This window comes from Paenibacillus agaridevorans, from assembly GCF_018604145.1.
Taxonomy (GTDB): domain Bacteria; phylum Bacillota; class Bacilli; order Paenibacillales; family Paenibacillaceae; genus Pristimantibacillus; species Pristimantibacillus agaridevorans.
This window is the reverse complement of the sequence record NZ_CP075889.1, coordinates 4,036,033-4,059,945: the sequence shown is the minus strand read 5'-3', so window position 1 is coordinate 4,059,945 and position 23,913 is coordinate 4,036,033. Positions and strand designations below refer to the sequence as shown.

18 protein-coding genes are annotated in these 23,913 nt (G+C 50.2%); 17 read left to right on the top strand and 1 reads right to left on the bottom strand.

Annotation, left to right across the window (positions count from 1 at the left end; genetic code table 11):
* Positions 1 to 133: 133 nt before the first annotated feature.
* The 15 genes from KJW29_RS17135 to KJW29_RS17065 all read left to right on the top strand — a co-directional run bounded on the left by KJW29_RS17135 (position 134) and on the right by KJW29_RS17065 (position 20,913).
* The gene (locus KJW29_RS17135) at positions 134 to 1,852 is read left to right on the top strand and encodes a methyl-accepting chemotaxis protein (protein ID WP_214630683.1); all 1,719 of its coding nucleotides are present in this window, start codon (positions 134 to 136) and stop codon (positions 1,850 to 1,852) included.
* Between the two features lie 260 nt (positions 1,853 to 2,112).
* The gene (locus tag KJW29_RS17130) at positions 2,113 to 3,045 is read left to right on the top strand and encodes a manganese-dependent inorganic pyrophosphatase (protein WP_214630682.1); all 933 of its coding nucleotides are present in this window, start codon (positions 2,113 to 2,115) and stop codon (positions 3,043 to 3,045) included.
* 134 nt (positions 3,046 to 3,179) lie between these two features.
* Positions 3,180 to 3,482 carry a DUF6509 family protein gene (locus tag KJW29_RS17125; RefSeq protein ID WP_214630681.1) on the top strand — a complete coding sequence of 101 codons (303 nt, stop codon included), beginning with the start codon at positions 3,180 to 3,182 and terminating at the stop codon, positions 3,480 to 3,482.
* A 247-nt stretch (positions 3,483 to 3,729) separates the two neighbouring features.
* Positions 3,730 to 5,418: an S-layer homology domain-containing protein gene (locus KJW29_RS17120; RefSeq protein WP_214630680.1), complete on the top strand. Its 1,689-nt coding sequence runs from the start codon at positions 3,730 to 3,732 to the stop codon at positions 5,416 to 5,418.
* On the top strand, positions 5,415 to 9,209 hold the full coding sequence (locus KJW29_RS17115) for a cohesin domain-containing protein (protein ID WP_214630679.1): 3,795 nt from the start codon (positions 5,415 to 5,417) through the stop codon (positions 9,207 to 9,209). The genes KJW29_RS17120 and KJW29_RS17115 overlap by 4 nt, the downstream gene beginning before the upstream one ends.
* 200 nt (positions 9,210 to 9,409) lie before the next feature.
* Positions 9,410 to 10,294 carry an ABC transporter permease gene (locus KJW29_RS17110; protein WP_246608756.1) on the top strand — a complete coding sequence of 295 codons (885 nt, stop codon included), beginning with the start codon at positions 9,410 to 9,412 and terminating at the stop codon, positions 10,292 to 10,294.
* A gap of 13 nt (positions 10,295 to 10,307) precedes the next feature.
* Positions 10,308 to 11,189, top strand: coding sequence for a carbohydrate ABC transporter permease (locus tag KJW29_RS17105; protein ID WP_187101462.1), 882 nt, complete (start codon positions 10,308 to 10,310; stop codon positions 11,187 to 11,189).
* A 65-nt stretch (positions 11,190 to 11,254) separates the two neighbouring features.
* Positions 11,255 to 12,805 (top strand): extracellular solute-binding protein, encoded by a 1,551-nt coding sequence (locus KJW29_RS17100; RefSeq protein WP_214630678.1) that lies wholly within the window; start codon positions 11,255 to 11,257, stop codon positions 12,803 to 12,805.
* A 35-nt stretch (positions 12,806 to 12,840) separates the two neighbouring features.
* Entirely contained in the window at positions 12,841 to 14,628 is a 1,788-nt protein-coding gene (locus KJW29_RS17095) for a cache domain-containing sensor histidine kinase (RefSeq protein WP_214630677.1), read from the top strand.
* A 22-nt stretch (positions 14,629 to 14,650) separates the two neighbouring features.
* Positions 14,651 to 15,778: a response regulator gene (locus KJW29_RS17090; protein ID WP_214630676.1), complete on the top strand. Its 1,128-nt coding sequence runs from the start codon at positions 14,651 to 14,653 to the stop codon at positions 15,776 to 15,778.
* A 118-nt stretch (positions 15,779 to 15,896) separates the two neighbouring features.
* On the top strand, positions 15,897 to 17,444 hold the full coding sequence (pruA, locus tag KJW29_RS17085; protein ID WP_214630675.1) for an L-glutamate gamma-semialdehyde dehydrogenase: 1,548 nt from the start codon (positions 15,897 to 15,899) through the stop codon (positions 17,442 to 17,444).
* Positions 17,445 to 17,667: 223 nt separating this feature from the next.
* A complete protein-coding gene (locus tag KJW29_RS17080; RefSeq protein ID WP_214630674.1) occupies positions 17,668 to 18,414 on the top strand; it encodes an RraA family protein in 747 nt (248 codons plus the stop codon).
* An 18-nt stretch (positions 18,415 to 18,432) separates the two neighbouring features.
* Complete coding sequence (locus KJW29_RS17075) at positions 18,433 to 18,906, top strand: NanQ anomerase/TabA/YiaL family protein (protein ID WP_214630673.1); 474 nt, start codon at positions 18,433 to 18,435, stop codon at positions 18,904 to 18,906.
* 25 nt (positions 18,907 to 18,931) lie between these two features.
* A complete protein-coding gene (locus KJW29_RS17070) occupies positions 18,932 to 19,855 on the top strand; it encodes an N-acetylneuraminate lyase (RefSeq protein WP_214630672.1) in 924 nt (307 codons plus the stop codon).
* Positions 19,856 to 19,914: 59 nt separating this feature from the next.
* Positions 19,915 to 20,913 (top strand): D-2-hydroxyacid dehydrogenase, encoded by a 999-nt coding sequence (locus tag KJW29_RS17065; protein ID WP_214630671.1) that lies wholly within the window; start codon positions 19,915 to 19,917, stop codon positions 20,911 to 20,913.
* Here KJW29_RS17065 and KJW29_RS17060 read toward each other — a convergent pair.
* Positions 20,838 to 21,728 (bottom strand): AraC family transcriptional regulator, encoded by an 891-nt coding sequence (locus KJW29_RS17060; protein WP_214630670.1) that lies wholly within the window; start codon positions 21,726 to 21,728, stop codon positions 20,838 to 20,840. The genes KJW29_RS17065 and KJW29_RS17060 overlap by 76 nt on opposite strands.
* A gap of 195 nt (positions 21,729 to 21,923) precedes the next feature.
* Between KJW29_RS17060 and KJW29_RS17055 the strand changes: the two genes are divergently transcribed.
* Together KJW29_RS17055 and KJW29_RS17050 are read left to right on the top strand one after the other, a co-directional pair.
* Positions 21,924 to 23,000: a sialidase family protein gene (locus KJW29_RS17055; protein ID WP_214630669.1), complete on the top strand. Its 1,077-nt coding sequence runs from the start codon at positions 21,924 to 21,926 to the stop codon at positions 22,998 to 23,000.
* A 134-nt stretch (positions 23,001 to 23,134) separates the two neighbouring features.
* A complete protein-coding gene (locus KJW29_RS17050; protein ID WP_214630668.1) occupies positions 23,135 to 23,911 on the top strand; it encodes a response regulator transcription factor in 777 nt (258 codons plus the stop codon).
* The last annotated feature ends 2 nt before the right edge of the window (positions 23,912 to 23,913 follow it).

Genomic DNA, 23,913 nt, shown 5'->3' with positions numbered 1-23,913 from the left:
GGTGGGGGCTGCTTGACGCTTCCCCGGAGAGCGGTCGAGACGTTCCGTCTTGCAAGATTTAGTAGCGCAACCCGGATCGAATCCTGTAAGATAGTGTCAGATAATCGTATATTCGGGGAAGGGGCACCAGGCTTTGAATTCTTTACTTACGAGAATGGTCTTGTTTTTCTCATGCCTTATCTTTGCAGCGGTTGCCGTGCTTGGCTTTACCATCTATCGCTCATCCATGAATCTGGTCGAGAATTCGCTCGGCGCGCAGGCGCAGCTCGTGGCGGAGAGCGCGGCGAAAACGATCGATCCTGCCAGTTACGCGGAATTAACGCCGGAAGGCGGGGAGAGCGAATATTATTGGGAGCTGAGGGAGTCGCTTAATAAGCTCAGAGAGGCGAACGGACTTAAATATCTGTATACGCTTGCGAAAGGCGAGGAAAACGGGGGAAACTACTACTATTATATGGTGGATGGCGCGCCGGCGGATGCAGCAGAAGAAGACTTCTCTCCGATCGGAACAAGGGAAGAAAATGATTATCCCGGCATGATCACTGCTTTCGAGTCCGGCGAGTCCGTAATCGGTGATTTGTCTGACGACGAGTATGGCGCAACGATTACCGCTTATGTGCCCCTCATGGATAGTAGCGGCAGCTTGATCGGCGTCGTCGGCGCCGATTTTGATGCGACTAAGGTGTTCGCGCTAATGTCCGCCAACACCCGGACGACGATCTACATCGCCGTGGCCATCGTAGTTTCGGGCATTCTGCTGGTCATTGCGCTCGCGAGCTATCTCACCCGTCCGCTCAAGCGGTTGACTTCGTCAGTCGCGAAGGTGAGAGAAGGCGATATGACCGTCGACATCAAGGTAACGCGCAAGGACGAGGTCGGCATATTGGCGCAAACCTTTCAGCAGCTTGTCGCAAGTACGCGGACATCCATCCGCAATATGCGAGACAGCTCGCACCGGCTGCTGACGGCTTCGGAGGATGTGTCGCGGCATGCCAAGTCGACAAGCGAAGCGAGCAAGGGGATCGCGGCAAGCATCGGCGATGCCTCGAGCGGCGCTCAGACGCAGGTAAGCCGAGCGTCCGACATGACAAGAGCGGTGGAGGGCGTCGCTCGCAGCATGTCGCGAATAACGGAGTCGGCGTCGATTGTCTCCGACGCGGCGCAGGAGACGAAGCTGCATTCCGACAGGGGGCGCATACTTATCGGGTCCGCGCTGACGGAGATGAACGCGATCGGCACGGCAGCGGACCGGATGTTCGAGTCCATGAAGCGGCTTGAAACTCGTTCGATCGAGATCGGCGAGATTACTTCCGTTATGGCGGATATTGCCTCGCAGACGAATCTGCTCGCGCTTAATGCAGCGATCGAAGCCGCTCATGCCGGCGAACAGGGCCGGGGCTTCGCTGTCGTCGCGGAGCAGGTGCGCAAGCTGGCTGCGCAGTCCCAGACTTTCGCCGTTCAGATCGGGGAGCTGATCGCTTCTACGCAGGAAGAGACGATGAGGCTTGCCGCAGAGATGGAGGGCAATACGGACAAGGTTCGTTCCGGCCTCGATATCGTGCAAGAAGCCGGCCAAGCGTTTTATGCGATTGCGGATGGGCTGGAGTTGGTCAACCAGCAGCTGCAGGAGGTTTCCGCGGCATCGCAGGAAGTAACCGCCGAGTCAGAGGAAGTAGCGGCTTCCGTCGAGGAGATGGAACGAATTTCGCGCCATGCGGCCATTCACTTCCAGGGTATCGCCGCAAGCTCCGGCGAGCAGATCGCCTCGATGGACGAGGTGGCGTCATCGGCTGAAACGCTGCGACATATATCCACCGAGCTGGATTCTTTGAACAAGCGATTTACCGTCTAGCAGAGGCGCAAGGCGCAGGGTGACCGTATGCTTATAGAGGTTGTTCAAAAAGTTCAACCTTCTCGGTACTGAAAATCGAACTTTTTGAACTAGCACTTATGTATGCGGTCACTACTTTTTTGCATAATTCGGTGTAAAGGTATAGGAATACGGTGGACTTAAGGTTATAATCGAAATTAGTGGAGAACGTTTCTCACAGGTCCGGCGCGGAGGCGGAGTCCTCAGCCAGCGGATCAATAACGATTAAGGGAGTTTGAATCATGGCAAAAACGTTAATCTTCGGACACAAAAATCCGGACACGGACACGATTACTTCGGCAATCGCCTATGCAGAGCTTAAGAGCAAGCTTGGCGCGGACGTTGAAGCAATACGCCTTGGCGAAGTCAACGGCGAGACGCAATACGCGCTCAACTATTTCGGCATCGAGGCTCCTCGCCTGGTCGAAAACGTAGCTGACGAAGCCAAGGACGTTATTCTGGTTGACCATAACGAGCGCCAACAAAGCGCCAACGATATCGACAAAGTACGCGTCGTGGAAGTGATCGACCATCACCGTATCGCCAACTTCGAGACGGCGGGCCCTCTGTACTTCCGCGCTGAGCCGGTTGGCTGCACGGCGACGATCCTGAACAAACTGTACAAGGAGAACGGCGTCGAGATCCGCAAGGAAATCGCGGGCCTTATGCTTTCTGCAATCATCTCCGACTCCCTGCTGTTCAAATCCCCGACTTGCACCGAGCAAGACGTTGCGGCGGCTCGCGAGCTGGCATCAATCGCAGGCGTAGACGCCGATGCTTACGGTTTGGACATGCTCAAAGCTGGCGCTGACCTGAGCGACAAAACGATCGAGCAGCTGATCTCCATCGACGCCAAGGAATTTTCCATGGGCAGCTACAAGGTAGAGATCGCGCAAGTGAATGCGGTTGACACGAACGACGTGCTGAGCCGTCAGGCGGAGCTGGAAGAAGCGCTTAACGGCATTATCGCTTCCAAAGGGCTGGATCTGTTCCTGCTCGTTGTAACCGATATTCTCAACAACGATTCTATCGGTCTTGCGCTGGGCTCCAAGGCAAGCAGCGTAGAGAAGGCGTTCAATGTGTCGCTGAGCGACAACAAGGCGCTGCTTAAGGGCGTCGTGTCCCGCAAATCCCAGATCGTTCCTCCGCTGACGGAGACGCTGAGCGCGGAGTAATCGAAAATAGTTAGCTATAAGAGCCCCTAGAAGAGTAGAAGGGGTCGGGCAGTCCGGGTCTTCGGAAGGAGGCATCGGGCTGCCCTTTGCTATTGGCGAAGTGAATCTATAACGATAGAAGGAGTTGATGGCCCATGTTTACTGTGACATCCTACACGGTGGAGAAATTAAAGGACCCGTTTAACATATTGCCCGGCGAACGGTATGAGTTTGTGCTGGAGCTGGAAGTGGAGGAAGATGACGAGCTTTATCATGACGAAGGGGTATCGCTTCGGGTTGTTTATATGAAGGATAATAACGAAGAAGAACGCGTCGTCAAATATGAATTTCAGAAAACCACTACAGGCGGATACATCAATATGGAATTGGAAGAGGAAGAATTGGCACTGGTGAGATCCTTATGCCATAAGGAACTGTTTGGACCGACTGTGGAATAAACGATATCGCAAAAGGAAAACGCAAACCGCTCAAACGTCAAAATCCTGAATTTTGACGTTTGAGCGGTTTTTCCTTGCCGCAATAAATGAACATCTTAACATATCAGTTGAAATCCTAACATCGCTATATTGTTGGTAACCGAATAGCAGCGGTACACTTTCTACAAGCGGACGAATACGTCCGACATCGTTCAAGTTGTCCGCTAACGGAGAATTAACAGACGAATGAAAGGAGAGTGTGTTCGGGTTGCGAACAAGATTTGCTGTGGTTTTGCCGGTGTTCATCGCGTTGTGTATGTGGTTAACGGTTGCGCATGCCGAAGGGGACGGAAATACGTTGGTTACGCTTACCGGAGAAAGCTCTGCTGTTAAAGTGGGGGAATCCTTTACCGTCGAGATCAAGGCGAAGGATGTCAGCGATTTGTACGGGATTGAATTTCAACTGGCGTATGATCGCGCCAAGTTCGAAATGAAAGGGTTTTCTATGTCGGAGGATTATGAGTTCTTCGGAGGCGGGAACGAATGGTTCGGCCAGTCTGGCATTAACTATTACCCATTGATTCGAAAAGATATTCGGGATACAGAACACAAGCCAAGCGTTACGCTGGCTTCATTCGAATTCGTGTCCAAACAAGCGGGAACCGGGGAGATACGGCTGGTCAGTGCGGCAGCCGTCAGCTCCGAACAGGGCTTCAACGAATTCGGGTACAAGGACATGAAGGAAATTCCGCTAACGGTGGAAGGGAGCATTACTCTGAGCATTACGAAGCCGACGAACGGTTCCGCCGTTAATCCGGGGCCATTCGGGAAGGTACTGGACAAGCCATTTCTGACCCAATGGCAGACGCAGCCTTATTCAGTCGATTCTGCGCAGCAGTTGATCAAGCTGCTGTCGGATCGCCAGGTTGTCATTGCCGACTCTGCCGCAACCGAATTGCCGTCCGTAATAGACAATCTTGCCGACTGGCTGCTTTCGATATCGGCGGAGCAATGGAAGGACGCGGCTAAGCTGCCCGAGCTTGTGCGGGAACGGCTCGAAACGGTTCGGGAGCTTCGCCAGGAGGCGCAACGCCACCGGCTGGCAATCGCTCCGCATAATGATTTGCTGATTGATGCCGTTGTCTTGGGGGAAACCGTGAAGTTCTCCGAACCGTTCATTAAGCTAATGGACGATTACAATATCGGAATCCGCTTTAAACTGACCGACTTCAGCGAAGAAAGCGCAGACAAGCTTGGTCTGTACGCTCTGGACGAGAAGACGGGACGATGGCGTTATATGGCGAACGCGAAAAAAGACAGTACGAACAACATGTTCCGTCTGGAGACGGTTGCCTATCGTCAATACGCCATATTGCGATATGACATGCCGTATCGGGACATCGGGCATGTCAATAAACAGACGCGCCAAGCGATTGAACGGTTGAGTCGGCTTCAACTGATGGAAGGCAAAAGCGAATCCAGATTCGCACCCGACGACGTCATGACAAGGGCGCAATTCGCCAAAATGGTTACGCTTGTGTTCGGGCTGCAGCGGGAGCCGTATTCGAACAGTTTCGCCGACGTCCATATCGGTCAGTGGCATGCCGAATATGTGGCAGCGGCGCATAAAGCGGGAATTATTCAGGGTTACAACGGGCGATTCGCTCCGGATGAAGCGGTCAGCAGAGAGCAGATGGCAGTCATGATGATGAGAGCTTATGCCATATCGGGGATGGTGCCGGAGTTCGAAGAGAAGTCGTTCAAGGACGAAGATCGGATTGCGGACTGGGCCAGGTCGGCCGTACACCAGGCCAAGGCGCTTGGATTGATTGACGATGCGGAGAGCGTCCTTTTCCGGCCTTCCGCTAAGCTTACACGCTCCGAGGCGGCGGTTATTTTCGCCAATATGCTGGATATTCTCGATCAAGCGGCAGAGAAAGGGGGAGACGCAGCGTGACAAGAAGAAACTGGAGCAGGCGATTCATGGCGGCAATGGCTGCGTTGATGGTGTTGTGGCCGTTCGCCAACAGTGATTTAACGGCGAGTGCAGATCCGGTATCGGACGATCTTGTGTTTGGAATCTATGACTTGCCTAATTCAAGCTTTGAAGAAAGCGAGCCGGATGGAAGCGCCAGCCAATGGACCCTTCTGCAGCCATTGACTGCCGGCGTGACGGCTTCCGTAAGCGATGAGAGGAGCTACAACGGAAGCCGGAGTCTCCAATTGACGGACGGCTCCACGACGGAGACGGTTGCCGTCGGCAGCGTGCCGATTCAGGTTAAGCCGCTCGAGACCTACACAGCGACCGGCATGTTATTTATCGAATCGGGACGATCCAGCTTTTATATGCGTTTTTTTGATGCTGGCGGCAACGGCGTCGGCGATATTGTCGACCACAAGCAGACAGGCCTTGGCGCCTGGCAACAGGTGAAAGTTTCGGGGCAAGCACCTGCAAACGCAGCGTATGTCCGTATCTTCGCCTCGATATCTCCCCTGTGGATGGCGGAGTCTTATTATGACGATTTCAGCATAACAGGCAGGTTTGCACAGGAGCAGGCTATACCGGGTGTTCTTGCGATTGAAGCGGATCCCGTCCTGCAGTCCGAGGAGACGTTGACAGTATCGCTTGGGGTACGTTATGCCGCGCAGTTGCAGACTGTCAACGCCATTGTCGGCTACGATTCGAGTCGGTTCGAGGTCGTGGGCGTGAATTTCACCGCCCCCTTCGATACGGGCGCAAGCTCATTTGATACGTCTGCGCTGGGTCAGCTCGTCGTCCATGCGTCGGCAGACACGGGCAATGCGATCAATGGAGACAGCGGCGTAGCGGAAATCCGTTTCAAAGCTGTTCGCCAGGGGAGAGGAGAACTGACATTGTCCGAAAGCTCCACGCTGGGCAAAAGCGATGCCGGTCAAACCGGACGTTTCTATACGCTGCCAAGCGATCAGACGATCAGGATTGAGGTCATCGGCGATCCGGCGGATGTCAATCGGGACGATCGGATCGATCAGACAGACCTGATGATGACGGCGAAACGGGCAGGGGCCGCCTTGACGGATCAAACGCTTCATCTTGATGTAAACGGAGACGGCGTCATCGATAGAGCGGATATGGAAATCATTGCGTACAAATGGATGGACGAGGACGAAGCGGCTGCAGGCGCAACCAAGCAAGCCGAGGAAGATTATGTCCCTGTAGCGACATCGGCGACCGCCATCGCGGATCTCAGTTTCGGAGAGCCGGAAAGCTTGGGCTCGCCCGTGCAGAATGTGGCCACACTGGATGCCGCATACGGCTATGAAAACGGGATTGCGGTTATGTATACGACCGTTTCGGGCGATCCGGCCGTATTCAACGTGGTGGATCTGCACAATAATGCTCTGCTGAAGTCGTTTCCATTAAACGGAAGCGTCAATGCCTGGTCACATGCCGTGGACCAGAGCGGCAACGTCTATATTGCGGCCACATCCAAGCTGTTCCGCTACTCGCCGTCTACCGGGCAGTTGACGGATCTCGGCGTAGCCATTGCCAGCGAATCGCTTATTTACGATATCGAGATCGACGAGGGAGGACGCGTATACGGGGGGACATCGCCTAGCGGTAAGGTGTTTCGATACGATCCTGCAACCTCGCAGTTTACCGATTACGGCTCCATGGTGCCGGGCAATCAGATCGCGCGGTCCATCGCCTACTATAACGGCAAAGTGTACGCCGGAATTGGACCGAACGGCGCCATTATCCAACTGAATCCCGCCACGGGAGCCAAAGAGGAGCTTGCCTTGCCCGTTTTGGAAGGTGTAGCCGAATATCCGTTTGTGTACGGCCTCGATGCAAGAGGAGATTATTTGTTTGCTTATTTGTACGGGAACGGCATTGACAGTCTGATTATATACGACTTGATAAACGGACAATGGCTGAATGATGTTTATACCGGCGTCAAAGGGCTGCATATGTCGGCTGTCTACGACGGGAAAACGTATTTTGTCCGGGACGGCATGCTTGCGTCCTTCGATCTGACGACCGGAACCGCCCAGACTACCGGAATATCCTATTCCGTCGGTTTGCGCCATACGGGATGGGTGAGTTTTCCGGGAGATGCGCCGGCGGATGGTTCAACGCTTGTCTCCATTCAATACAATGGAACGGTTGCCAAGCTGAATCCGCAATCGGGACGTTCCGGCCACCTTCCGGTTGTCGTTCAGGGAGAACCGATCGAAATTCATTCGCTGGAGAAAGGTCCTGACGGAGCGCTTTATATGGGTGCGTTCATGTCCTCTACCGGGGTTCGCTACGATCCGGCGACAGCCTCGTCGTTTTCCTTCCCGATGGGGCAGGCGGAAAGCATGGGCGTACTCGGCAACCGCGTTTATTTCGGCGTTTATCCGGGAGCCTACGTCCATGAATGGGATACAACCAAGCCGCTTCAGACGGAGGCATCGCAGCCGGATCAGAATCCTCGCTTGACCTTTCATATCGGGAATGAGCAAGATCGTCCTTATGTGATGGAATCTTACGGGACCAAGCTGTTTGTCGGAACGATTCCGGATTACGGCAAGCTTGGCGGCGCATTGGTGGTTCATGACACGTTATCCTTGCAAACGGACGTGTATCGCCATGTGGTCAATAATCAAAGCATCGTAGGCCTGGCCTATCGCGACGGCAAAATTTACGGCTCCAGTTCGATTCATGGCGGCCAGGGCAGCACGCCTACCGAGACATCGGCCAAGATGTTTGTCTGGGATGTCGAAGGCGGGGGCAAAATTTCCGAATTCGAGCCGGACATTCCGGGCGCTTTGAAAGCCCCCATCATGATAAGCGGCCTGACCTTTGGGCCGGACGGTTTATTGTGGGCGGCTGCCGACGGCATTATTTTTGCGCTTGATCCGGATACGCTGGAAGTGGCGAAAAGCAAAGTCATTTATCCGGGCGTGACCGAATACGGGAAATGGCGGCCCATTCATATGCGCTGGGGAAGCGACGGCCTGCTTTATACCGATCTGCACGGCCAATTGACCATAGTGGATACCGCGACGATGGAGCATCGTTCTTTGCCGGTGATCACGCCATTATTCGAGCTGGGCGAAGACGGCAATATTTATTACGCGGAAGCCACCGAGCTAAAAAAAATTCAGATTGCCAGAGCGAATGCCCCTGTACATCCAGGTTCTTTGAGCCTGGAAGGGGATTCGGAGATTGTGACGGGCCGGCAGGCGTCAATGGCGCTGCTGACCGATCAAGCGAATTCGCTGTACGCGCTTAAGGCGACGATTCATTACGATCCGGCTGTATTTCATTGGGACGGCGTCGTTGCCGGCAGCTTGTTCCGCGACGGTGAACTGTTCTATCGGGAGACGGTGCCCGGACGCATTGAGCTGGTGTTGACGCTGACAGGGGCGAGGAGCATCCGTTCGGACGGGGAAGCTGCTATCCTTCATTTGACGGCGCTGAACGGCGACCCAAGCGCCTCCGTTCGACTTGACGGCCGCAGTCTGCTGCTTGCGGACGATGCGCATATTACGGGCGGATTCTTCCCTGTCGGACAGGACAGGGTATGGGCGGCAGGCGTCTACGAGCCCGAAGACGCGAATCGGGACGGTCTGCTGAATGATGCGGATATTTCGGATGTGGCGCAGCATGCCGGCATGGCCGTCGACGCGGCAACGGCGCGGTACGATCTGAACGGAGACGGCCGGATAGACGTAAAAGATATTGCGTTGGCCGCATACAGAATACGAGGAACGACTTGACTTTATTTACCGCATAACAATTTTCTCATGCAACTCCGAATCCGTACAAATGCGGATTCGGAGTTTTTTGTTTCATTACAACATCTTAACATTTCACATCAAATACAAACATCGCCTCATTGTTGGATTTTGAGTGCAAACGGTATCATTTAGCTATATTGAGAGATTAAAGACAGGTGGTGCGGAGAGGTATGCGTTTTATGGTTAAAAACCGGGCTTTGTATGTCATGCTGCTGCCGGGTTTGCTGTATTTTTTGGTGTTCAAGTATGTCCCGCTATTGGGCAGCGTCATCGCGTTTCAGGATTTTAATATTTTCCGCGGGTTTATGAACAGCGACTGGGTAGGGCTCAAATGGTTCATTCAATTTTTTTCGTATCCAAACTTGCAAAGATTGATAGAGAATACGTTGGTGATCAGTTTCTACCAAATCATATTTTCGTTTCCTGCGCCGATTCTTCTGGCCGTTCTGCTGAATGAATTACGCAATATCGTCTTCAAGCGGGTTGTGCAAACGGTTGTTTATTTGCCTCACTTTCTGTCATGGACGATCGTATTCGGGTTTGTGTACATGCTGCTGTCCGTCCGCACCGGAATCGTCAATCAATCGATCGAGAGCTTCGGAGGAACGGCCGTCAACTTCCTGCAAAAGGCGGAGTACTTCCGCACAGTCATCATCGCGACCGGCATGTGGAAGGAGATGGGATGGAGCGCGATTATTTTTCTGGCCGCGATTGCGGGCATCAGCCCGGGGCTGTACGAAGCGGCCAAAATGGATGGCGCAGGAAGATTCAAACAATTTCTCCACATTACGTTGCCCGGCATGCTGCCCGCGATCATGATTTTGCTGCTGCTGAAAATCGGTCATATTATGGATTTGGGTTTTGAGCAAATTTATTTGTTTATTAATCCGATGACCATGAGCGTAGGAGATGTCCTCGATACTTACTCCTACCGCATCGGAATTCTTGGCGGCAAATATAGTCTTGCAACCGCCATCGGATTGTTCAAGTCTGTCATTGGCTTCCTGCTTCTGGTCGTAGCGAACAGGGTGAGCAAATCGACGACGGGCGAAGGGTTATATTAGGGAGGATATTCGCATGAAAATAAAAAAAACGTTGGCGGAAAGAGCATTTGATACGGGAAATATCATCTTTATGCTGCTGACTTGTCTCTTGGTCGCCATTCCCATTCTGCATGTCGCGGCGGGCTCCTTCAGCGATACAAACGCTCTGATCCATTCGAAGGTCGGGCTGTGGCCCGTCGGGTTCAATCTGGATAACTATCAGCTGGTATTTGAAAGCAAGCCGTTTTGGAGGTCGTTTGCGATCACGCTGCTTATTGTCGTCATAGGGACCAGCATCAACCTGTTTCTGACGGTGCTAACCGCGTATCCGATGTCCAAGTCCTATTTGAAGGGGAAAAAGCTGTTTATCCTGTTTATTATCGTAACGATGATTTTCCAGGCGCCGATGATCCCCACTTATCTGCTGGTCAAAAATCTGGACTTGCTTAATTCCATATGGGGACTTATTATACCGGGCGCGCTAAGCGCGTTTAATCTCATATTGTGCATCACCTTTTTCCGCTCGTTGCCCGAGGAGTTGTTCGAGGCCGCAAGGGTCGACGGAATGTCGGAGTACAGAATGGTGTGGACGATCGCCTTGCCGCTGTCCATGCCGATCGTTATTACGCTGCTGCTTTTTTATGCGGTCGGCCATTGGAACAATTATTATTCAGCGCTTCTTTACATTACGGACACAAGCTTGAGGCCGCTGCAACTGTACTTATACTTTCTGATGGCCCAATTCGACACCAGCGATCTGCAGACGGGTGCAAGCAGTCTGGTCAGCATGGACGTATCGCCGCAAGGGTTGCAGATGGCAACCATTATCGTGGCCACTCTGCCGATCGTTTTGGTGTATCCCTTCGTGCAGAAGCATTTCATTAAAGGCGCCATGCTTGGCTCCTTGAAGGAGTAAGATTCATTTGATGTCCACGGCTTAAGCCTGACATAATAAAATGGAGTAATTGAGGGGGAATTCAGATGAAAAAAGGAATTAAGACGATGGGCGCATTGGTGCTTGCGGTTGCGTTGACTGCAACGGCTTGTTCGGGCGAGCAGCCAAATACTCAGGGAGAAAACAATGCGCGTAATGACGCCAAACAGCCGGAAACGGCAAGTCCGAAGGAAACGCCAAGCTTCAAGCTGTATGTGTCGGACGTGAATAAGCCGGTGCCTTCGGGCAATCTGCTGGAGGATCCGACAATCAAGCATATGGCGGAGAAGACGGGCATTAACCCGCAAATCACGTTTTTCTCGCACGCCAACTATGTCGATCAGTTGAAGCTGAAATTTGCATCGGACGACTTTCCCGATGTTTATCTCGGGTACGGACTTTCCCAGGGCGATGGCGCGCTGGAGAACGGTCTGATCATGCCTCTCAACGACCTGATCGAACAGCACGGCCCCAATATGAAGCGGGTTATTCCGCAATCGGTATGGGATTCCGTAACGGTTAACGGAGAAATTATGGCGATTCCGCAGACCAATCACACGCCTTCTTCCCGCGTGTTGTACGTTCGTAAGGATTGGATGGAGAAAGTAGGCGTTACCGCCATTCCGACAACATCGGATGAGCTGCTGGACATGCTTCGCAAATTCAGGGACGGCGATCCGAACCAGAACGGAGAAAAGGATGAAATCCCGTTTACGATGCGCGAGAACTTCTCCTGGACCGGCGATAACATTTGGGGCATGTGGGGCATATCGCCTTATGAGGGAATTGAACTAAACGGCGAGATCGTTCCGGGTTTCCTTCATCCCAATTTCAAAAAAGGATTGGAATTTATGCAGATCATGTACCGCGAGGGACTGCTGGATGCCGAATTTCTGGTAAACTCCACGCCGATCTGGTCGCAAAAAATCAATGCGGGATTGGCTGGCGTCTGGGGACATGTTCCTTCCGACGGATACAAGTGGCAAGAAAGCCTGACGGACAGCTTGCCGGACGCAGGCGTGGATGTCATCACGATTCCGACACCGCGCGGAACGGGATACGACGGACCTATCGGTGCAACGGTATTCCCGGTTGACAAGTCGTACCTGATCATGAAAACGGCCAAGGACCCGGCTTCCATCATCAAGTTTTTCGATTGGTTGTACACCGAAGAGGGGCAGCTGTTCACGGAGCTGGGCGTCAAAGGAATCAACTATGCGGAAGAAAGCGGGACTTATTTCTACAAAGCCGAATCCGAGGTGGAGCAGAAAACGGAATGGCGTCAGCAATTCAAAATGCACGGCTATAACGAGCAAGCTTTTGCCGCCAAATATACGGGCCTGATGAAAGAGAAAATGCAGGCGGCCATTGAAATATCCAATGCGGAAGGCATTCCGAGCCTGACGATGGGCATGCCGGCAGTAGGGCAAAATTTATTCAATCTCTATTACGAATATCACGAGCCTGCCGCAAAAATCATTATCGATGGCGCGCCCGTCGACGAGACATGGGATCGGTTCGCGGAGTCCTGGCGTGCGATGGGCGGCCAAGAACTTATTGACGAAATGACGAACTGGTATAATAATAACAAAAAATAAGCTGAACAAGCGGCTCGATGCGGGTGGTCGATAAAGTGTATATCGTAAATTGGTTTGGCAAAAAAATGAAACGGAAGCTGATTGCGGTTATCTCATTACTTATTTTGTTTGTTGTCAGTTCCACCGGCTATTTATTTTATCAACAGACCACCCGCAAGGTCCAGAACGACGTCATTCGATTAAGCGATCATATATTGAAGCAGGCGAATTTGAATCTGGAGAGATATTTGAGAGGATATTCGGAATGGTTCCTGCTGATCTCCTCGTCTCCGGCCGAGGAGCAATGGCTCAAAATGGGGGCGGATAGGCGTCTGGATGCCTACTATCACTTTCAGGAAATGATCGATATTTATGTGAAGCCGTATATGTTTCAATATCCGGATGTCATATCCATCAGTCTGGTGCACGACAACGGCAACGCCTTTCATTTTGCGAACAAATACGGTTTCAGGCTGAACCATGGCTTTGACCCGGCCGAGATGGATTTGCAAGCGTACCAAAGCTTTGTCCAGAAGCTGCGTCTCAGCGGCGAATATGTGTCGGTGAGCGGAGAGTCGCTAGAGATCCCCGTATTGACGCTTTATAAAGCGATACGGAGCGGCAAGCAAAACGGCTATATGAAAATAGACATTGATCTGCAGCATGCGCTGGACATCGTCAATGAGATGGGGTTAGGGGAGGAAGGCTACGGCTTTATAAGCAATGAGGCTGGCCAAATCGTGGCTCACCATGACCCCGATCTTGTATTAAAGCCGCTCTCGGAGGATATGCAGCAACGAATAGGGCGACAGACGCAAGGATATTCCCTCAAAGAGGAGACGGAAGAAATCATATTGTACCGCTCCATTCCTTCCTCGGATTGGGTGACGGTCGTTGTATTGCCTTACCGCGAATTCGTCTCGATTATTTCTTATATCGGGCGAACGACGGTCATCATTGCGCTTGCCGGACTTGCGGCAGCCGTATTGATAGCTGCAGGCATATCGTCTTCATTTACGGGAAGGATCGAGAAGCTTCGCAAAATGATGCGGAACACGCGAAACGGCAAGCTGGACTCCTATATCGTGATCAACGGTAACGACGAGGTAGCGGAGCTAGGCAAATCATACAAGTCGATGCTGGACGATCTAAATGATACGGTGGACGAGCTGGCCAATTCGAAGATCAAGCAAGAGAAGGCGGTTATGTCTGCCTTGCAGTCCCAGATCGACTCGCATTTTATGTACAACACCTTGGAATCTATCAATTCTTTAGCCCATATGTCTGGGAATTCGGAGATCGAAAAAATTACGATCCTGTTGTCCCGAATGCTACGCTATACTTCGCAGTATAATGGCATTGTTGTTATGCTCCGTGATGAAATGGCCCATCTGAACAATTTTATGGATATTATGAAAATACGGCTGGGCGACGATTTTGAATACGAAATTGACATCGAAGAGCAGACGGAAGAAGCCGAATGCTTGAAAGCCATCGTGCAGCCGATCGTGGAAAATAGCGTCAAGCACGGGAAGGTGCCGCTCGATGAGCCGCTGCGAATCGAGGTTGCCGTCCGCAACCTTAAGCAAGGGAGCGCCGATTATATTGAAATTCGCATTTCCGACAACGGCTCGGGCTTCGAGGCAGGGAAGCTGGACTGGATCAACAAACAAATTCAGCAGATGAACGTGTTCCCGCTGCAATATGCCCATCCCAATGTCGGCCTGCTGAATATTCACTTTCGTCTGAAAATGTATTATCAGGAAGACGAACTAGCCGGCATGAAAGTATACAATCGTCATAACGGAGCGGTCGTGGAGGTCCGCTTCCCGTTGCGACGTTAGCTCGGCAGGAAGGAGGCGCGTCATGTCGTATTATGCGGTTGTTGTCGACGATGAACATCTGATTCGCACCAGCCTGACCAGCAAAGTGGGCGGTTATCCCGCAATCAGCGCTGCGGAGGCTTTTGCCAACGGCTACAAATGCCTGGATTGGCTGGATAGCTTTTATGCTGACATTTGCATTACGGATGTCCAGATGTCGCACATGAACGGCCTGGAATTGATTCATCAGATCAATCTTCGTTATCCTTGGATGGTTTGCATTGTCGTATCCAGCTATGACGATTTTTCGTATGTCAAAACAAGCCTGCAATTGAACGCCATTGATTATATTCTGAAGCCGATCGAACAAAGCGCATTGAATCAGGCGCTAAACGTTTCGGTGGAACGATTGCGTCGAAGCCGAAGCCATCAGGCGACGGACATTCTGATGAAGCATATTGCGCAACACGCCTTCCTGGTGGAAAGATGGATAACGATCCTGAAGGCCATGCGTGCGGATGAAGCCAAACCGTTAATCGAGGAAACCCTTAGTACGTTGGAGCCGTGGGTTGGCCATCGTTTCTACTTGATAAAGGAATTGTCCGAGGCATGGCTGGAATTTGTATGGGGCAAGTTGACCCAGGCCATGGCGCTGCAGCGAGCCGGAGAGCTGTCGTTCTCGAACGATTCGGATGAAGCGCCGCGCGAAGCCGTTCCCAATGCGGACATCCTTCGTGTGTTCCGGGATGCTGCGGGTAGAAGGCTGGAAGAAGGGGTAACGCAAATGTTCACTGTGCTCCGAGGCATCGGGGGCAATCATTCCCATCTGATGGTAGAGCAAGTCAAACGATATATGGAAGCGCATTATGCAGGGAAGATCTCGCTGCAGGACATCGCAGATTCCGTGTCGTTCAGCCGGACGTATTTGGCTAACTTGTTCAAGCAGGAGACCGGGATGACGGTCTGGAATTATTTACTGGTCATCCGGATGGAAAATGCCAAGGCGCTGTTGAACAGCTCCTTGAAGAGCTATGAAATTGCCGAAAAGGTAGGCTACGACAACAGCATCCATTTCTCCAAGCTGTTCAAAGATTATTATGGCTTGAGCCCGATGGAGTACAGAAGGCGCATCTTGCCGAAAAAAGCGGACGGGATAAATAAAGAAGGGTGAGCTTGAACAATGTATGTGGTATTTGTTATGCTCGCCCCTTTCGCCGCATAAAGTTCAAGAAGAGCTGTTTCAAACAAACAGCGTGAACTTTATCTCTATCGGCAAAGGGGAGAAGCGTATGCGAGAGCCGTTCCGCAACGAACCGTTTACCGACTTCGGAGTCAGCGACAATATCGCGGACTTTCAAGCTGCGCTTGCGCAGGTGGAAGCCGAGTTGGGGCGGGAATACAAGCTCAAGATTGGGGCGGACTGGATCGAGACGACGAACAAACGCAAGTCGTTGAATCCGTCGCAATTTACGCAAATGATCGGCCTGGTTTCCCAAGGCGATGAGGAGCATGCCCATAAAGCGATATTGGCAGCCGCGGCGGCCTTCGAAGGTTGGAAGCGGGTCCCGGCCCAAGCTCGCGCAAGAGTGCTCTACAAAGCGGCGGCTCTCTTGCGGAGACGCAAACATGAATTCTCCGCATGGCTGGTCTACGAAGCGGGCAAAAGCTGGGCCGAGGCAGACGGCGATACGGCGGAAGCGATCGACTTTATGGAGTTCTACGGCAGGGAGATGGAACGCCTGTCGGAACGTCAGCCTTTGGTGCCGCTTGCCGGAGAGGACAACGAGCTTGTATATCTGCCTCTCGGCGTAGGCGTCATTATTCCGCCGTGGAATTTTCCGCTGGCCATTATGGTCGGGATGACGATGGCGGCCGTTGTGGCAGGCAATACCGTCGTGCTAAAGCCCGCAAGCCCCACGGCCGTTATCGCCGCCAAATTTATGGAGCTGCTGGAAGACGCGGGGCTGCCGGACGGGGTGGTCAATTATTTGCCGGGTGCGGGCGGAGAAATTGGCGACTTTCTGGTGGAGCATACGTTGACGAGGTTCGTTTGTTTTACAGGCTCGCGCGAGGTTGGCCTGCGCATTAACGAGAAGGCGGCGGCGACGCGGCCGGATCAGAAGTGGATCAAGAGAGTCATGGCGGAGATGGGCGGCAAGGATACGATTATCGTCGACGAGGACGCCGATCTGGATCTGGCGGCGGACGCCATCACGGCATCCGCATTCGGTTATTCCGGCCAGAAGTGTTCGGCTTGCTCCAGAGCGGTCGTGCACGAGGCGGTCTATGACCAAGTGTTGGGGAAAGTCGTGGAGCGGACGCTTGCGCTTCGCATGGGCAAGGCCGCGGAGCAATCGACGTACATCGGTCCCGTTATCGACGAGCGGGCTTACATTCAGATTCTGAAATACATTGAGATCGGCCGATCGGAAGCAACGCTTGTATGCGGCGGCAACAAGGGCAGCAGCTCCGGCTATTACATCGAGCCGACGATTTTCAAGGACGTGGAGCCCTACGCGGTTATCGCCCAAGAGGAAATATTCGGTCCGGTGCTGGCGTTTATCAAGGCAGCGAACTTCGAGGCGGCGCTCGACATTGCGAACAATACGGAGTACGGACTGACCGGAGCCGTCATCTCGCATAATCGAAGCCGGCTGGAGCAAGCGCGGGAGCAATTTCACGTCGGCAATCTGTACTTCAATCGCAAGTGTACGGGGGCGCTCGTCGGCGTTCATCCATTCGGCGGCTTCAATATGTCCGGTACGGATTCCAAGGCGGGCGGCAGAGATTATCTGTTGTTATTTACGCAGCCGAAGGTCGTATCGGAGCGGTTTTAGATGACTTGATATACTCTCCTTACGGTAGACAGGTGAAATAACAAAACCTGTTACTGTTAGGGGAGTATTTTTATACTTAACGACCGATTACAAGGCGATTATGCTGTTAAAAGAGAAATGATATTCCCGAAAAAATGAGAGGTTTTGATTAAGAGTTGAAAGATATGGTCTTCATTAAACCTATACAATCAAAACAGATTGACATATAGGAGGAATGATAGAGATGGCAAACTTATCCCATTCAGAATTATTGCAGTTAAAAAGGTGGAATTCGCCTACGATCTACAATGGTTGGGAGGCGATTACCAAACATGATATTACACAGGGATTCAATCGGGAGGAAACAAGAGATTATATGCCGCATATGGGGCCGATGGCAGGCTATGCGGTTACGGTGCAAGTTGAACCTGGAAATTCTGAACACCCGCGGCAAAATCCTAACGCATGGAGCGAGTATCGCCAATATGTTGCAAGCATCCCGGGACCTAAGATCGTTGTCGTGCAGGATTTGGATAAACCGAGTGTAATTGGTGCCTTCTGGGGCGAAGTGAACAGTAACATTCACCGCTCGTTAGGATGTGTAGGAACCATTACAGACGGTGCGATTCGTGACATCGATGAAATGAACAACGCAGGCTTTAAGGCGCTGGCTCGCAGAACTTGCGTTGGGCATGCCTTCAGTACACCGGTTCGTTGGGGAATTGAGGTAGAGGTGTTCGGCTGCAGAGTAAAACCCGGACAGTTGATCCATGCCGATAAGCATGGTTTCCTTGTCATCCCCGAGGAAGATGAAGCTGGATTGCTTGAGGCATCCGTATATATGGATGGCAATGAGTGCAATACCGTTATTCCTGCTGCAAGAAACGTTATGGGCAAAACTGTTGAACAATTACTGTCGGGTATGGATGAGGCTGGCCGTCAATTCGGACATAATATGAAGCAGAGATTTGGAACAACCGGAGAATGGTAAGAAAGGGAATACAAAAACATGATCATTAGTGATTTGAATTCATGGGAACAAGAGAAGCAGGCCTATGCCCCCATATTGCAGGAGGCTATCACTTATTTGAAAACTACAGATTTACTAAACATGGAGCTTGGCCGCTACGATCTGCGGGGAGATGACATGTATGTTATGGTGCAGGAAGCTAAAACAGTAGTTCCCGAGGAACGAAAATCGGAGCATCATGCTAAATATATTGATGTACAGATGGTTTTAACAGGGGAAGAAATTCATAGGGTAGCTAAACAATCAGAGAAGAATAAAGCTATTGAGAATGAACTGGAAACAAAAGATTATGCACTTTATGAAACAGTTGAGAATGAAATGAATATTCATTTAATGCCAGGCATGTTTGTGGTTTATTTTCCTAGAGATCTCCATCGTCCTGCTTGCAGTCAAGAAGGTGGAACAACTACTAAACGGGTTGTCATTAAAATTAATAAAGCTTTGCTAGTCTAACCCAAATAAAGGTGATGATTATAAGATGACTAATTATGATCTAAATAAATTTAAAGGAATTTTTACCGCATTGATTACGCCAATGCACGCAGATGGAGCAATAGATATTGCATCATTAAAAAATCTTGTAAAGCATCAGATCAGTTTAGGCGTGAAAGGATTCTATGTCGGTGGAAGCACAGGGGAAGGATTTATCCTAACCGCCGAGGAACGCATGCAGGTGTTGGAAGAGGTTGTAAATGCTAATGCAGGACAGCTTACGATCATTTCCCATGTTGGCTGTATCAGTACCAGCGAGTCGATTCGCCTGGCAAAACATGCAGAAAAAATCGGAGTAGACGCTATTTCTGCAGTTGTACCGTTTTACTATAAGCTTTCGATGAAAGAAATTCAGGAGCATTATGAAGCGATAATGGCCTCCACCGAGCTGCCTATGATTATTTATCATTTCCCTGGCGCGACAGGTGTGAATTTGACAATGGATTTCTACGAAACGATGGGTAAGCATCCTAATTGCTTAGGAGTAAAATTCACCTCGCTTAACTTGTTTGAAATGCAGCAGATTCGTTCGATATGCGGAGAGAACTTCTTGATTTTCAATGGTCATGACGAAATTTATGCAGGCGGCGCACTGAGCGGGGCTGATGGGGCCATTGGCAGCACATTTAATATTATGGCAAGCCTATTCGTAGAATTGTTTGATTATGCAGGAAAAGCTGACTGGCAGTCTGTGAAGAATCTTCAGGCTAAAGCTAATGAGATCATCGCAGAGTTGATCAAATATGATGTGCTGTCGTATGAAAAATATGTTTTATTTTTGCAAGGAATTATTAAATGTCCCTATATCCGCCAGCCTTTAAAACAGCTTACAACAGAAGAGCAACAGAAGATAAAGTTATTTTACGATCAAAATGAAGTTTTGCAATCTAATAGTCTCATTAAAAGCTAGCAGAGGCAGCGGAGGCTAAATAGTGAAATTCATGGCTTGTTGTTTAAGGGGGAAGCGGGTTGAAGGTTGTCGTATTGGATGGATTTACATTAAATCCTGGGGATCTAAGCTGGGGACAGTTGGAGAAGCTAGGTGAACTAACCGTTTACGAACGGACACCTAAAGATAAAATTATCGAGCGAGCTCAAGGTGCACGGGTTTTAATGACTAATAAAACATCCTTGAATGCAGAAGCGCTTAATCAACTGCCAGATTTGAAGTACATCGGTGTGCTTGCTACAGGATATGATGTGGTTGACACAATATCAGCGGCTCAGAAAGGAATTATCGTTACGAACATTCCGACTTATGGTACAAATTCCGTAGCCCAATTTACAATCGCATTAATGATGGAGCTCTGTCACCGCATTGGTCATCATGAGCAATCCGTTCGTCAGGGCGATTGGTCAAGGAGTAAAGATTGGAGTTATTGGAACAATCCTTTAATAGAGCTGGCGGGCAAAACATTTGGTGTGGTCGGAGCAGGACGAATTGGCTTGCAAGCGGCACACATCGCGAGCGCTCTCGGAATGAATATAGTGGCCTTGAGCCGTTTGGGCAATAGCCGTCATAAAACCAACATTCCAAATTTGAAATGGGTAGAAATGGATGAACTGCTTCAATGTTCTGATGTGATCAGCCTCCACTGTCCGCTTACGGCAAATAACGAAGGGTTTATCAATAAAGATACCTTGTCGACAATGAAGCGAACCGCTTTTCTCATTAATACAGCGCGTGGAAAACTTGTAAATGAAGAGCATTTAGCATATGCGCTCAATCATGATTGGATAGCCGGGGCAGCTTTGGATGTATTGTCTTCTGAGCCGCCTTCCGAAGATAATCCTCTGTTCAAAGCCAAGCATTGCATGATTACACCGCATATGGCTTGGGCAACCAAAGAAGCCAGAGGGCGCTTGATGGATACGGCCGTATATAATCTGGTTCAATTTATGGAAGGCAAGCCTATTAACGTGGTGTGTGCCCGGTATTCCCTGGGCGATAAGCCTTTGGTATTTTGAAATACGCGAACAAAGCTGGAATAAGATCCAAATCCCGATTCCTCGGACACGTCAGCAATCGGCATGTCAGTCGTACGCAATAGTGAACAAGCGTGCCGCACTCGCAGCTCATGGAGGATATCCGTGAAATGAATGCCATATTGTTGAATAAACATTTCACTAAGAGTGGATGGGGGGAGGCGGAATTGTTCGGACAAGCTGCCTAGCGTGAGCGTCTCCTGATAATGCTTGTGGATATAGTTAATAATAGACCAAATGCTGCGGGCATTGGTCACGCATTTCAAGCTTCGCGAGGATGAAGAAGGTATTTCTGAAAGATTGCTTCGGGCATATTGGGCTATAGTTCTCATTAAATGAGCTTTTAGCATCATTGTTTTAAACGGATGGTCGTTTTCATACTCTTTGAGAAGGTCGGAGAAGCACAGCTGCATCTCTTCGAAGAGGGAGTCCTGAAGCTGCACAAATGCTCTCCGCTCGTTCATGTGGTTTCTCATCACATATTCGTGCAGAACCAATTCCTTGTCGTCCAGCTCAGAAAATATGTCCAGCGCAAAATTGCAAATATATAAATCCAGCGGATGGTTTGGATCGGATACGATCTCGTGAACCTGATAAGGAAGCAGCAATACCAATGTGCCTGGCAGCATATCATGCGCTTCTCCATTAATAGTTTCCGTTCCTTTGCCGGATACAACCAAGGTCAGTTCAACAAAGTCATGACGGTGTGCTGGGGTTTTCCTCTGGAGCTTACGTTTGACGTATATAGGGAAGGTAGAGCTCATATTTGGATATTCAAACAAGTATTCCGGGTACATGCGGTTGCGCCTCCTGGATATCCTGTTTATATTTTTTATACATAATACTGCTATTGGAAAGTCAAGTAAACCTTTTGCAATGATTCCATAAGAATTGTGTTATTAATATCTGATGATTCTGTTATCGAGCTTCATGATTTTTTTCTTATAATGATAGTTATCAAAGAAAAAAGGTGTAAGAAAGGGGAGGCAGCTTTGTTTGCATCAATAGAATATGCGACGATTGCAGCAGCTTCAGCAAATAATCCAAGAAATGATACAGCTTCCGTCATTGAAATGAGAGACGGTTCTCTATTGGCAGTATGGCATAAGTACGAAGGATCGGATGGAAGCGATTTTGATTTGTGCCGTATTTATGCCAAATCGTCTTATGATGGCGGATTAACATGGGAACGCGAGAGATTACTGATAGATAATAATCCGGAAGACAACAACGTACAGGCTCCAGGCCTTTGCATGCTTCCCGGCGGCGAACTTTTGCTTCATTGTCTTAGAGGTCATCAGGGCGGTTCTAGCTCAACGATGGAAGTCTATATTTCGCGTGATGGCGGAGAATCATGGGAGTTTCGGTCGCATATATGGAAACGAACGAGCGGCCAGTGGCTGCAAGGCGGAGCAAATCACATGAATTTGTTATCAGGAGGCCGTTTGCTGCTGCCTTACCACTTCGGCAATGGACACCAAGGAGATCAGCATAATACGGTTGGTTGCTTCTTTAGCGATGACGAAGGACTAACATGGTCACATTCAAAAGATACTGTGGATCTGCCTATGCGCGGCGCAATGGAAGCATCTATCGCAGAACGAATGGACGGCTGGCTTGTGATGTCGCTCCGGTCACAATTAGGGTCGGTGTTTATCAGCATGTCCAGCGACGGCGGAAACAGATGGAGTCTGCCTGAGGCATGCGGTTTGAAAGCCCCCGAATCGTGTACTTGTCTACGGGCCATTCCCGGTACGAATGCACTTCTTTTGTTATGGAACGATAGCCTGTACGAACCGGGCAAGCATCACTTTGGCAGGAGAACGCCTCTAAGTGCGGCGTTGTCCAAGGATGGCGGTGCAACATGGTCAAAAATAGGCAATATTGCAGAAGGTCCTTATGAATTCACTAATCTGAATTGCATGTTCACAAGATCCGGAAAAGCCGTCATCACATATATGCAAGTAGAAGATCCTGCGTTTCACGAATCGGGCGACCCGCCATTTCAAAGGACCGGCATGGATTTGAAGGCTGCTATAATGGAAGGGAAGGAACTATCGGGCAAATAAGATCAACTCCTGTCGTGACGCAGCGTAGAAGCCGGATCAATCATATCTGCTCTGCTTAACCGGGATATGTTATGATAATAGAGATAACTTTCTGCTCTTGCTTATGGTAGAGATTGAATAACAGAGGGGATCCTATGTTCAAAGTTTTGATCGCTGACGATGAGGAATTTATTCGTGAGAGAATCAAGAATAACATGCCGTGGCAAGAGATTGGATTTGAAGTAATTGAATGCGCTTCCAACGGTGAAGCGGCTCTGGAAAAAGTACGCGCATGTCCTCCCGATGTCATTTTGACCGATATATTGATGCCAAATATGACAGGTTTGGAGCTGGCTCAACGGTTGAAAGGCGAATTTCCAAAAATAAAGGTTGCTCTGATGAGCGCCTACGATGATTTCAATTATGCGAAGGAAGCGATTCGTTTCGGAGTGAAGGGTTATTTGCTAAAGCCAGTCATTCGCGATGAATTTCTTGAGCTGTTCCAAGGCATAGCCAAGGACATTAAAGAAGAGGGGGGGCAAACACCTCCCCTTTGCTATCAAAGTGAAATCGACGATTCTGGAGATCGCAATGCTTATGTCACTCACGCAAAGAAATATATAGCGGATCATTATTCCGAACAGATCAGGCTAAGAGACGTTTCGGAACGACTGTATGTCAACGCGAATTATTTCAGCTCCGTGTTCAAGCGGGAAACGGGGAAAAACTTCATCGACTATTTGAATGAGGTTAGAATTAATGAATCGAAAAAATTGCTGCTTTATACCGAACATAGAGTGTTCGAAATTTCGTTGCTTGTCGGTTTCGGGAACTTCTCGTATTATAACAAAATGTTCAAACGTCTGTGCGGCGTAACTCCACAAACCTACAGGGAATCTGGCGGATTGGTCTACTCATGCAGAGAGGGCTGAGA